The 11,611-nt window shown below is 48.1% G+C and carries 12 protein-coding genes and 1 tRNA gene; 4 read left to right on the top strand and 9 right to left on the bottom strand.

The genetic code is table 11. The features are described 5' to 3' along the window. Positions 1 to 921: 921 nt before the first annotated feature. Positions 922 to 997: transfer RNA gene (locus tag C6G87_RS00955), tRNA-Ala, on the bottom strand. A 70-nt stretch (positions 998 to 1,067) separates the two neighbouring features. Between C6G87_RS00955 and C6G87_RS00950 the strand changes: the two genes are divergently transcribed. Genes C6G87_RS00950 through C6G87_RS00935 form a run of 4 tightly spaced genes read left to right on the top strand, consistent with a single transcriptional unit; the run spans position 1,068 to position 4,701 of the window. Beyond that, positions 1,068 to 1,847, top strand: a complete 780-nt coding sequence (locus tag C6G87_RS00950; RefSeq protein ID WP_104751682.1) for a LamB/YcsF family protein — start codon at positions 1,068 to 1,070, stop codon at positions 1,845 to 1,847. Between the two features lie 22 nt (positions 1,848 to 1,869). Then, positions 1,870 to 3,018, top strand: coding sequence for an NRAMP family divalent metal transporter (locus C6G87_RS00945; protein ID WP_104751681.1), 1,149 nt, complete (start codon positions 1,870 to 1,872; stop codon positions 3,016 to 3,018). Positions 3,019 to 3,029: 11 nt separating this feature from the next. Continuing rightward, positions 3,030 to 3,773: a 5-oxoprolinase subunit PxpB gene (gene pxpB, locus C6G87_RS00940; RefSeq protein ID WP_104751680.1), complete on the top strand. Its 744-nt coding sequence runs from the start codon at positions 3,030 to 3,032 to the stop codon at positions 3,771 to 3,773. After that, a complete protein-coding gene (locus tag C6G87_RS00935) occupies positions 3,766 to 4,701 on the top strand; it encodes a 5-oxoprolinase subunit C family protein (protein ID WP_104751679.1) in 936 nt (311 codons plus the stop codon). Before pxpB ends, C6G87_RS00935 begins: the two co-directional genes overlap by 8 nt. Here the strand turns inward: C6G87_RS00935 and C6G87_RS00930 are convergent. The 8 genes from C6G87_RS00930 to asd form a co-directional block, all read right to left on the bottom strand. Then, positions 4,685 to 5,386, bottom strand: coding sequence for a 1-acylglycerol-3-phosphate O-acyltransferase (locus C6G87_RS00930; protein WP_104751678.1), 702 nt, complete (start codon positions 5,384 to 5,386; stop codon positions 4,685 to 4,687). The two genes, C6G87_RS00935 and C6G87_RS00930, sit on opposite strands and share 17 nt — an antisense overlap. Continuing rightward, positions 5,376 to 6,464, bottom strand: coding sequence for an SH3 domain-containing protein (locus C6G87_RS00925; RefSeq protein ID WP_233708938.1), 1,089 nt, complete (start codon positions 6,462 to 6,464; stop codon positions 5,376 to 5,378). The genes C6G87_RS00930 and C6G87_RS00925 overlap by 11 nt, the downstream gene beginning before the upstream one ends. 8 nt (positions 6,465 to 6,472) lie before the next feature. Continuing rightward, the gene (locus C6G87_RS00920; protein ID WP_104751677.1) at positions 6,473 to 7,831 is read right to left on the bottom strand and encodes a S41 family peptidase; all 1,359 of its coding nucleotides are present in this window, start codon (positions 7,829 to 7,831) and stop codon (positions 6,473 to 6,475) included. 67 nt (positions 7,832 to 7,898) lie between these two features. Then, complete coding sequence (locus tag C6G87_RS00915; protein ID WP_158653061.1) at positions 7,899 to 8,276, bottom strand: PDZ domain-containing protein; 378 nt, start codon at positions 8,274 to 8,276, stop codon at positions 7,899 to 7,901. Between the two features lie 50 nt (positions 8,277 to 8,326). Then, on the bottom strand, positions 8,327 to 9,172 hold the full coding sequence (locus C6G87_RS00910) for a thiamine-phosphate kinase (protein WP_104751675.1): 846 nt from the start codon (positions 9,170 to 9,172) through the stop codon (positions 8,327 to 8,329). Next, the gene (nadC, locus tag C6G87_RS00905) at positions 9,162 to 9,992 is read right to left on the bottom strand and encodes a carboxylating nicotinate-nucleotide diphosphorylase (RefSeq protein WP_104751674.1); all 831 of its coding nucleotides are present in this window, start codon (positions 9,990 to 9,992) and stop codon (positions 9,162 to 9,164) included. The genes C6G87_RS00910 and nadC overlap by 11 nt, the downstream gene beginning before the upstream one ends. After that, entirely contained in the window at positions 9,989 to 10,993 is a 1,005-nt protein-coding gene (gene nadA / locus C6G87_RS00900; RefSeq protein ID WP_104751673.1) for a quinolinate synthase NadA, read from the bottom strand. Before nadA ends, nadC begins: the two co-directional genes overlap by 4 nt. Continuing rightward, positions 10,986 to 11,611, bottom strand: a 626-nt coding sequence (asd, locus tag C6G87_RS00895) for an archaetidylserine decarboxylase (protein WP_104751672.1), incomplete at its 5' end; no start/stop codon positions are given. The genes asd and nadA, both read right to left, overlap by 8 nt.

Below are 11,611 nucleotides of genomic sequence, written 5' to 3'. Positions count from 1 at the left end.
CTAGAGAGCGGGGGTTGTGGTGTTGTTATTGTGGACAAACAGACTCAAGCAAAAAATTTTATATACACAAATGTTATTAAGTAATGAAAAGGAACGCATCAATAGGTTATTGAGCTCCAAGAAAGCAAGTTTAATCAGCAAAAACTTATTTTAAGCAGAAACTTCAAGATGAAACGGGTAAGCTGCGCGCTTTTCAGGCACAGATTCGAGATATATAAGAGCTCAAGCGCCATTTGATTGCAGAAGCTAGAAATGAAGGTATGGCATTGTTAAAAAGCCAAACTCAGGATTTTCAACATGTCCAACAACACACTTTGGCCCCTTTACAAGCAGAATTGAAGTGTTTTCAGAATTGATCCATGCTTTTAAAGATAGCCTTTGGATCAAGAAGCCCAAAATTTAGCACAAGTTTTCTTCTAGAATAAAACTTGAACCCTACAACTTTTAAAATCCGACAAATTACCCACTCGCACCGCAAGGTCTCCAGCTTTATCTAGACAGTCTCTATAGCTATAGCTAAAGTTAGGGGGAGGGTGTCGAGCGGGGCGGTTGTTGGAGAACAATTTTATAAGATGAAAGGGTATGCTGATGACAAATTTGTATCAAAGCAAGCAGATTTTTAAAACGCTCATTAAACGAACAACTAGAGGAAAACCAAGCGCTTAATGCAACTCTAGATAGCATCAACGATAAAGAAAACAAAGATACGATCAAAGATACGATCTATGTTGCGCCCTTTATAAATGTCGCTTTTAAGCTTGCGGAGTCTCTAAAAGATTTGGGTTTTAAAAAGAAGATGTAGAATAATATCGTCAATGTCGCTACTATAAGAGCTAAAGAGGGACCGAGAGCGCACACAAAAAGATCGTTGCAGAAGGGTACTCACAGCGCCCGTTGCTGTGCAAAAGAATCTAAGGCAAATGGTGGAGCGTAGGGGGTTCGAACCCCTGACCTCAACGCTGCCAGCGTTGCGCTCTCCCAACTGAGCTAACACCCCAAAAACGCCCATTCTAACATGTTTTATAGAAAAACTCAAGCCCTTTAAGTTCTTGGTGTATAATATAGACATGAAAAGCGTGGATTTGAATAGCGATATTGGCGAGGGTTTTGGGGTCTATACAATGGGCGATGATGGTGCGATCTTAAGATGTGTGAGCAGTGTCAATGTGGCTTGTGGCTGGCATGCCGGCGATGCGCTCATCATGCACGATCTCGCCCAGCAAGCTAAGGCTTTGGGGGTGGGGTTGGGCGCGCATGTGGGTTATCCGGACTTGTTGGGCTTTGGGCGGCGCACGATGCAAATCAGCCCCAAAGAGGCGCGCTGTTACACCCTCTATCAAGTGGGCGCGTTAGAAGCCTTTGCGCAAAGCTATGGGTTTTCTCTCCAACATGTCAAATTGCACGGGAGTTTTTACAACCAAGCCAGCCATCATTTAGAATTAGCCCAAGCCGTCTTAGAGGCTATCCAAGCCTATAACCCTAATCTCATTGTCCTCACCCTTGCACAGAGTACGATGTCCCAAGAGGGGCAAAAGATGGGCTTAAAAATCGCCCAAGAGGCCTTTATCGATCGCCATTACCAAGCTAATGGACAACTTCTCCCCAGAAGCCACCCTAAAGCGCTCATTCACGATCCGCAAGAAGCTATCGATCGGGCTTTAAAAATGGTCTTAAAGCAGAAGGTGAGCACGCCTGAGGGGGTAGAAATAGAGATAAAAGCCGATTCGCTCTGTGTGCATGGCGACACTCCCTGCGCCCTAGAACTTGCCAAGCAAGTACGCCACGCCTTAGAGATTCAGGGTGTCTGCATCCAGCCTCTAGTCCGTGTCCTAGGATTGTCCCATTAAACCCCGATCATTTTTATGGGGAGTGGCTTTTTTTAGCGCGACCTCTACCATTGGACCGGGCTTTCTCACCCAAAGCGCGCAATTCACCCAAGAGTTAAGAAGCTCCTTTGCCTGCGTGATCGCCATCTCAGTCATCGCTTCTTTGATTGCCCAACTCAATGTGTGGCGGGTGCTGAGTGTTTCACAACAAAGAGGGCAGGACATTGCCAACGCCCTCCTCCCCGGATTAGGGCATTTTCTGACTTTTTTGATCACTCTAGGGGCTTTAGCCTTCAATATTGGGAATGTGGGTGGGGCGGCTTTGGGCTTGCAATCCCTTGTGGGCTTGGATCTGAAAAGTGCGGGCTTTTTGAGCGCTTTGCTAGCCATTTTCATCTTCATCTCCAAGAGCGCAGGGCGTTGGATGGACAGATTAGCGCAAGTGTTGGGTATTTTGATGATTGTCTTGATCGCCTTTGTGGCTCTCTTTACCCACCCTCCCATCACCAAAGTGCTTCAGCAGACCTTTTTACCCAGCCATTTTTCTATGCCCGCCACCATCACGCTCATAGGGGGGAGTGTGGGGGGATATATCGTCTTTGCTGGAGCGCACCGCCTGATCGATCTAGGGATTGTGGGAGAAAAGGAGTGCAAACAAGTTGATCGCGGCGCGTATTTGAGCATGAGTGTAGCCACTTTGGTACGGGTGTTATTGTTTTTAGCGGTGTTGGGGGTGGTGGAGGCAGGGCATCCACTAGAGGCGAACAATCCGGCAGGGAGTGGCTTTGGAGTGGCTTTGGGCACTTTGGGCTATAAAATCTTTGGGTTAGTCTTTTTAGCCGCTAGCTTGACCTCCATTGTGGGCGCATCGTATACCAGCGTGTCTTTTTTAAAGAGTTTTTCTTGGGTGCAAAACCATCAAAGGGCTTGTGCTATCACCCTGATTAGCCTCTCTACTCTCATCTTTGTATTCATTGGCAAACCTGTAGCCTTGCTGATTCTAGCGGGCGCGCTCAATGGTTTGGTTTTACCCATTAGTTTAGCCGTGGTGCTTGTTGCGGGCTATCGCAGAGACTTGGTGGGGACTTACCGGCATTCTTGGGTTTTGGCCGGGTTGGGCTGGGTGGTGGTGGGTTTGAGCGCGTATTTGGGCGTGCTATCTTTCAAACCCTTAATTTCTATGTTTGTTTAGGGGTGTGTCTTATGCAAGCTGTTATCTATCGACCCTGTGGGGAGAGCGCATTATTACTAGAATTTGGCGCACAAATTAACCCCCAGCTCAATGCTCAAGTGCGGCATGCAGAGCGCGTCCTCAAACAAAAAGCCCTAAAAGGTGTCCTAGAGATCGTGAGCGCTTATGCTAGCTTGCTCATTCTTTACGACCCCCTGCTCTTGAGTTATGCCCAATTGGTGCAGGTGGTGGAGAATATGGAGTTAGACACGCCAAACGCCCTAAAAGAACCTCGCTATTTAGTAGAGATTCCCACCTGTTATCACCCCAGTTTGGGCTTGGATTTAGACTCTGTGTCTCAACACACCCATTTGCCCTTAGAAGAGATTATCCAAAGGCATAGCGCGCCAGATTATTTAGTTTACATGCTAGGTTTTTTGCCCGGCTTTGCCTATCTAGGAGGCTTAGACCCTAGCCTAGCCGTGCCCAGATTAGCCCAACCTAGAGCGCAGGTAAGTCCGGGATCTGTGGGCATTGCCCACACCCAAACGGGCATTTACCCGCTTAGCTCCCCGGGAGGTTGGCAGATCATCGCCAAAACCCCCCTAAAACTCTATGATCCTAGCAAAAACCCTCCGGTATTGCTCCAAGCGGGCGATTTTGTGCGCTACAAACCCATTAGCCTAGAAGAATACACGCACTTAGCACAAGAAGTGCAGCAGGGCACATACCAACCCCCACGCCTCCTAGTAGAGCCAAAGGATTTGCATGTCTAGTGTGCGGGTGCTAGAGGGCGGGCTATGCACCACCATTCAAGATTTGGGGCGTAGAGGGATGTTGGGCTTTGGGATTCCTGCCTGTGGGGTGATGGATGTGTTTAGCGCGTCTGTGGCGAATCTGCTTATGGGCAATTCTAGAGATGAAGCCCTCTTAGAGATGTTCTACACCGGGGCCTCTTTGGAGTTTTTAAAACCCATGCACATTGCCATTGGTGGCGCGGATTTGAGCCCTAAACTCAATGGCATGGCGATCTGCAACTGGGAGTCCTATGCGGTCAAACCGGGGGATATTTTGAGTTTTGGAGGGCTTAAGATGGGGGTATGTGCTTATGTGGCTTTTTCTGGAGTTTTAGAAGTGCCCCAAGTGCATGGGAGTAAGGCGACTTTCATGCGCGCACAAATGGGGGGTTTTTTGGGGCGCAAATTACAAAAGGGGGATATTTTGCCCATCCGAGCGTACCCTGGTTGTCAAAAAAGAAGTCTGCAGGAGCGTTACCGCCCCCTTTATCCCTCTTGCGCGCATTTGCATGCCGTGCTAGCTCCTCAAGATCATTATTTTGACACCCAAAGCATGGAGTGCTTTTTACACGCTCCCTATTCTCTGAGCAGGGGCGATCGCATGGGGATTTTTTTAGAGGGACCGACCTTGAGCGCATCTCAAGGCGCTGAAATGATCTCAGAACCCCTAGCATTAGGGAGCATACAAGTACTTCCCAATGGTCAACCTTTAATTTTAATGGCGGATAGACAAACTGTGGGCGGGTATCCTAAAATCGCCACACTCACTCTAGAAAGTGTGATCGCGCTAGCCCAAATGCGCCCTAAAAACAGCGTGCACTTTGTGCCCTGCAGTGTGGCAGAAGCGCAGGAAAAATACCGCGCTTTTTATCAAAATCTAGCCCAAATTGCTAAGAGCCTGGATTGAGTTGCGCGTAGTGTGCAAGGTAGGTAGCGTGCATGCGCGCCTCTAAATCTGCATACCAATCCGTGTTTGTATTTGGTTCAAAGGCTTCCAAAAGCACCATACGCACGCGTGTACGATGTGATTCTAAGGGACTAGTGTTAAAAACTCGACGAGTGTTGATAAGTACAATAGGTTGCACCCTGAGCTTGAAGCGTTCGGCTAAAATTTTGGCCCCCGGCTTGAAGGGCAAAAATTTCTCCTCTCCGCGCCCCCTTGTGCCCTCTGGAAAGATTACTAAGGGGCGTTGTTGCGCTAATTTTTCCTTGGCTGTTTTCAAGAGATGGGCAAGCCCTCTTTTATCCTCCCGATCGATTAAAATCATTTCTGGTGTTTTGAGCGCATAGCCATAATAAGGTACTTCCCCCAACTCTTTTTTAGCAATCCAGCAAATATTACAAGGATGGTAGGCTTCTAAACAGACGATGTCAATGATACTTTGGTGGTTGAGCACGAGCAGGGTCGCGCTTGTGTCAAACTCCCCCACTTTCTCTAAGGGCGTGCCCATCAGCCAAAAGAAAGAGCGACACCACTTACGCGTACCTCTAGAATTATGGCGCTTGCGCGTCAAGAAATTCATCAAAATAATAAAACCCAGCCCCAAAGCCACCACTAGAAGGGCATAAATCCCACGCAGTCTACTCCACATCGCTTTTTTTCACCCAGCCGATCTTTTCATCTTGAGTCATGATCTTGTAATACCCTCCATGCGCGCCGATGATCTCCACTTTTAAAGGGCGTTTGGAAGTACCAAGCAGAGTAGAGTTATCAGTGGGTAAGATTTTGATTGTGCTATTTGCCAATAATACAGCATTTCTGTATGTAAAAAAAACATTCCATAAAAGCACCCCAACAAGCACTAACGCCACGCCTAACGCGCTTTTTTTGTAGGGAATCAGAAAAGATAGCACAAGTACGAGCAAAATGAAGAAGAGTAAGACAAAGTTAGAGAAGAGCAAAAAATTATTTTTGGGCTTAAGATTGCTCTGTGTGCTAATGGTCTCCTCTATAGGCGTGATTGCAAAACGCACCTCCTGAAACTGGTTAGTTTCTAAAGAAAAATAATTGAAAGATAATTCGCGCCAACTCTTAGGCACAATGCAATAATAAATCCCATGCGCACTATCAGGTGCGAAATGCGCGCTCTCAAAACCTTGTTTCATACCCCCGGTGATTTTTAGATCTTCTAAATTAGCCCCCTTAGCCTCTATTTCAAAGACCACGATATTGTGCGTGCTGTCGTATTCTTTTGCTTTATAACCCACGATACTAAAGTTCTGTGCCACAACACCCACATAGCCCGCATGGGCGGAGAGATCAAGCACATTTAAGGGCATGCTAGGCGCGATGGCATGATCTAAATAACCTTGACTTTCTACAAAAGCACTTACTTTTAAATCTGGAATAACTGCCCGAGTGCCCATTACCTTATAGAGGTAAGTGGCGCTCAAACTTCCATCTTCCCCCGCTTTCCATGTGGGGGTGAAACTGACACGCTTGAGCTGTTTGCCATCAGGACTATGCCCCAATTCCGCCCCTAAAAACTTCGCTTGGGAAAAGAGGAGGACTTGGTATTGCACGGCAACCACCTGCCCTATGTAAAAGCGTTGCGTACTCAACTCTTGCGCATTGAGCACTTTAAGATAAATAACCTTACTTTTGGTCTCTTCCGTATCGGCATGTGCTAAGCATAACCAGCACAGCATAAGCCCTAACAGAACGCGCAAAAAGACCCCTATTTTTTGACATCTTTAGATGCCATGATGATGTCCCATACCTTGAGTGTATCGATAGCAACCTTAAGCTGGATATCTGCGTTGATATCTTTAGGTGTGATGGTTTTCTCTTCTTTATTGTTCTTAGAGACGCTCTTTGTGTTAGTTTCTTTCTTGCTATCCAACTCTTGGAGTTCTTGTTCTAAGTGGTGTTTTAAATCTGCTTCTTTCAAACTGAACTTATTTTCATCTTGGGGCACATTCCCCGGATAAATCACAATATCAGGTTTGATCCCCACGGCTTGAATCGTGCGCCCGCTAGGCAAGTAGTAGCGCGCAATGGTGATTTTAATAGCCTCTTCTCTGCCCACTGGGAAAGTGGTCTGCACACTGCCCTTACCAAAGGTGTCCTCTCCAATCACAATGGCGCGCTTGTGATCTTGCAAGGCCCCAGAGACGATCTCGCTCGCGCTCGCCGTGCCCCCATTGACTAATACGGCGATGGGCAAATTAGGATAGGGAGCGCGCCCAGTGGCGCGATAAGCAATGTCTTCAGATTTGATACGCCCTTTTTGGGAGACGATCAAGCCCTGCTTGATAAAGAGATTGGAGAGATCGATGGCTTGGTTGAGCAATCCGCCAGGATTAGAGCGCAAATCCAACACAATGCCTTCTAATTTAGGCACTTTCTTCAACTCTGTGAGCACCCCCTTAACCACATTGCGATCAAAGGAATTCACCCGTACATAGAGGTAATTTGTGCCCTCAATCTTCTTAGCATGCACGGATTTGATCTTGATGATGTCACGCAACATCTTAATCACTAAAGGCTTGCTTTCAGACTTGCGCACAATGGTCAATTCAATGGGGGTTTTGGGTTTGCCCCGCATCAAGTTCACCGCGTTATCAATGGTCATGTTCAAGGTACTCTCAGAGTTGATCTTTAAAATCACATCCCCAGCTTTGATGCCGGCTTTGTAAGCAGGAGTGTCATCTAAAGGGGCGATCACGGTGAGTGCGCCATCGCGAATCCCCACGGTGATCCCCAGCCCGCCAAACTCGCCCTCAGTTTGGGCTCTAAAATCTCTAAACTTCTTGGGAGTGAGATAGGAGGAGTGTGCGTCTAAATTGGTAAGCAAACCATCAATAGCCTTATCCACAATGTCATTAATGCTCACTTCATCAACATAATAATGTTCGATCTGTTCTACCACACTAGAAAACTTCTTGAGCGCGTTGAGACGCTCTTGAGTTGTGGGTTTAGCGTTCCTTTTGATACTATGGTGCGAGGGCGTGTTTTCTTTGGCTTGTAAGGCATTGCTTACCAAAAAAACACTCAATACGGAAGACAACACCCCCGCCGCAAAAAACTTATTCATCACTGCCCTTAAATTTCTGACTAAATCTCGCCATTCTATCTAAAACTCTTTGATTTTACAATGCTCTTTAATCGCCATGCCACACCTGTGCTTTGTAACATGGCTTGCCCTTTGTCTTTCCAAAAATCCCTAGAGTAACAACCTGGCGGATTATACGAACCTTAAAAAATCTATGAGGAAAAGTGCGCCTAATGGTGAGCACAACCACGCTTTGAGGTCTGCCCTTAATGCGCGCAGAGACATCATAGAGATCTGAGCCCAAAGTGTCCTGCCCATTGACCTTAAGGATTATGTCCCAAACTTTAAGTCCGGCCTTTTGTGCGGGTCCCCCTTCTAAAAGCCCAACAATTACGGGTCTGTGCTGGGTAGACTCTAGGATTGCGCCAATCCCGGCGTATGTTTCTTTTTGCTTCTTGCAGGGTTCTATGCCCTTTTTTGGGGGCATAGGATGCGCCTGTAGGAGAGTTAAAAAAGCCAAGATCGCAAACCCAATTTTTACGAACTCTTGTGCCACACCAGAGCCGGGTAATGGGATTGCCCCGGGCACACCTCCCCGATGATGTGTAAACGCACGCGGTGTGCACGCGCCAATCTCAAAAGAGCGAGGCGATCTTTTCTAGCAAAACACAAGAGCATTTCATACTCCTCTCCACTTTTAAAAGCACGCTCATAGGGCTTATACAGCTTAAAAGCTAGGCGGTTGCATTCAGATAAGCGATTGCATTCAGCAAGCACTCCATCAGAAATATCCAGCCCGGCGTGCAAGAATTTACGCGCTTTAGCCATAAAGCGTGCATGCTTTAAGCGCGGGGTAAAAAATTTATTCTTTGGACTGGGCTTACCCCCCCTAAACAACGCACAAAGGGCTTTGTAACTCTGCCCTAGCGTGCCCGTGTGCGCGATATAATCCCCTCTTTTTGCGCCCTTGCGCTCTAAGAGTTTGCGCGCTGTGCCTAGCATGGTGATGCTCAAGTGCAGACGATCCCCTACAACGCTATCCCCCCCGATCACCACTAGCTTAAATTCCTCACAAGCCCGCTTGATTCCAGCGACCAAATCGCAAATGGCGCGCCTGTCCATGCGCCTATCCAAACTCACCCCTAGTAGGGCAAACTTAGGCGTGGCGTTCATGGCGATCATATCTGAGACATTGATCACCATCGCCTTATAACCCACCCGCTCAAAACCCAGCCACTCCGGTTTAAAATGCACCCCCTGGGCAAAAATATCCAACGCGCACACCACCCCCCCCCTAGTGGGCAAGAACACCCCATCATCGCCAACGCCCTGTGTGATCCCGCTTGCGCGCAGAATCTTTAAGAAATACGCTTCAAGATCCAAGTTTCATGCTCATGTCCACCCACACAGCTTGGTGGATGAGCGACCCACTACTGAGCGCATCCACTCCGCTTTGAGCATACTCTAAAATATTCTCTTGGGTGATATTCCCGCTAGCCTCTAGCAACACCAAGGGGTAATGCCCATTGCGATAAGCCACCACTTGGCTAATGTCCTCCACGCTCATGTTGTCGCACATGATAATGTCTGCGCCCACTTGCATCACTTCCTTAGCCATCGCTATTGAAGTGCATTCAATTTCAATTTTAGCCGTCCAAGGGATTTGTGTGCGCGCGCGCTGCATGAATGTCTTGAGATCACCGATGTGGGCTAAATGCGTGTCTTTGAGCATGAGCGCGTCATCTAGCCCTAGGCGGTGGTTTTGTGCGCCCCCATTGCGCACCGAGTACTTTTCAAACACTCTTAAAAGTGGGCGGGTTTTGCGCGTGTCTAAAAGACGCACAGGCAAGCCCTTTAGCAACGCCACAAAACGCGCGGTGTGGGTGGCGATCCCGCTAGAGTGTTGCAAGAGATTTAAAAGCACGCGCTCAATTTTGAGCAAGAGGGCGTAATCCCCACACATCTCTAAGAGAATCTCTTGAGGCTTGAGCGGCGCGCCATCTTGGGTGTGCCAAACCCGCTTAATGCCCATGTGTTCTAAGAGCATATCTGCGTATAAATGCCCAGAAAACACGCCGGCTTGTTTGGCGATCACCACCGCCTTAACCTCTTTGGGGCTTACTAATCTCTCAAAGAGATCGCCCGCGCCAATGTCCTCTTGCAAACACGCTTCCAAGAAGGCTAAAATAGCGGGGTCTTTCATGAAAGCTCCATCATGCGATCTAGGGCTGCTTTAGCCAACGCGCCCACTTGGGGGTCTACTTGCACGCGGTTATAGGGGCGGTGGTTTTTATAGGCTTTGAGCACTTCAAAGAGGTCTTGCAAGGTGGTTTCATTCATGGTCGGGCATTCAGGCAGAGTACTAGAGAGTACAAAGGTGGTTTGCTCGCCTTGATAGGAGGGGCGCAGGCGTTGGATAAAGTTAAATTCTGTGCCCACGGCCACCTTTTGCTCTAGGGGGAGACTTCTGACAAATTTGATAATTTGGCTGGTTGAGCCCACAAAATCGGCTAATTCCACCACACTAGGATCGCACTCCGGATGCACCACGATCAAAATCCCGGGGTATTTTTCTTTGAAAAACTCCACATCGCTAGGCTTGAAGAGTTGGTGTACGGCGCAAAAGCCATTGTAATTGATCACATCAGCTTGTATGATGGCTTCTTTGTCATCCATGCCCAAAGTCGCGCTTTTTAAGCCATGCAGGCGGGCTAAGTTTGTCCCCAAACAGCGATCGGGCAGAAAGAAAATTTTTTGTTGGTTTTTACGGGCATGGGCAAAAATCTTAGAGGCGTTCGCGCTGGTACACACCAGCCCCCCCAACGCGCCCACCTTTGCCTTCACTTGTGCGCTGGAGTTGATATAAGTAATGGGCAAGAGATCGCACAGACCATAGCCTTTGAGCACCTCTAAAGAGCGATCAAAATAGCTCGAATCGATCATGCGTGCCATCGAACAGCAGGCGAGTTTGGGCATGATCACCTCCTTTTGGGGGGCTAAGATCTTCACACTCTCGCCCATAAAACCCACCCCACAAAAGACGATCAAATTTTTAGGGTGCGCGCTGGCTTGGCGGGCAAGCTCCAAACTATCCCCCACAATGTCTGCTAAAGCCACAATCTCATCTTTCTGATAAAAATGCGCCACAAGCAACGCGTTTAAATCCTCTAAGAGGGTTTTAATGCTTTGACTCAATTCATGCATCTTTTGCTCCAATAGGGTGTAGTGTGCTCAAAAACTCCCCGTAACGCGCTTGATGCCATAGGGTTTCTGGAGGCATAGAGCATTCGCGCACAAAAAGCACGATGGTGGAGCCCATTTCAAAACGCCCCAACTCCGCCCCTTTAGCTAGAGCAATGGGCGGATCGTAGTGTTTGATACTTAGGGGAGGGTTTCTGGGGGCATTGGTGTGGAGAGTTGAATCAAAGTTGAGCACAATCTGCCCCACATTGAGCGCGCCCACGGCGACAAAATAAAGCAGCGCGCCCCTAGGGTCCTTAGCCACGATCACCACCCGTTCATTACAGACGAATAAATGGGGGTGTTTTTTCAAAGCGCTCTCATTGACCGGAAAAAGCAAGCCAGAAAAATAGCGGGTTTCTAAAACCTCTAAATCGCAAGGGGCGTGGAAGCGGTGGTAGTCTCTAGGAGAGAGATAGAGATTGAAATAGCGATAAGATTCTTCTAAGGGCGATCCTAACAGAGCTCCCACCAAATAGGGCATCCCCTTGATCTGCAAAACCTGCCCTTCTTGCACTAAGCCACACTCCTTAAGCACGCCATCACAAGGAGAAAGGAGGGCATTGGGGGTTTGATTTAGGG

Source organism: Helicobacter baculiformis (genome assembly GCF_900197685.1).
Lineage (GTDB): Bacteria > Campylobacterota > Campylobacteria > Campylobacterales > Helicobacteraceae > Helicobacter > Helicobacter baculiformis.
This window is presented reverse-complemented; position numbering and strand designations above follow the sequence as displayed.

Coding starts and splice junctions, on each gene's coding strand:
- C6G87_RS00950 (WP_104751682.1), top strand. CDS start 1,068: ATGAAAAGCGTGGATTTGAATAGCGATATTGGCGAGGGTTTTGGGGTC.
- pxpB (WP_104751680.1), top strand. CDS start 3,030: ATGCAAGCTGTTATCTATCGACCCTGTGGGGAGAGCGCATTATTACTA.
- C6G87_RS00935 (WP_104751679.1), top strand. CDS start 3,766: ATGTCTAGTGTGCGGGTGCTAGAGGGCGGGCTATGCACCACCATTCAA.
- C6G87_RS00930 (WP_104751678.1), bottom strand. CDS start 5,386: ATGTGGAGTAGACTGCGTGGGATTTATGCCCTTCTAGTGGTGGCTTTG.
- C6G87_RS00920 (WP_104751677.1), bottom strand. CDS start 7,831: ATGAATAAGTTTTTTGCGGCGGGGGTGTTGTCTTCCGTATTGAGTGTT.
- C6G87_RS00915 (WP_158653061.1), bottom strand. CDS start 8,276: ATGCCCCCAAAAAAGGGCATAGAACCCTGCAAGAAGCAAAAAGAAACA.
- nadC (WP_104751674.1), bottom strand. CDS start 9,992: ATGAAAGACCCCGCTATTTTAGCCTTCTTGGAAGCGTGTTTGCAAGAG.
- nadA (WP_104751673.1), bottom strand. CDS start 10,993: ATGCATGAATTGAGTCAAAGCATTAAAACCCTCTTAGAGGATTTAAAC.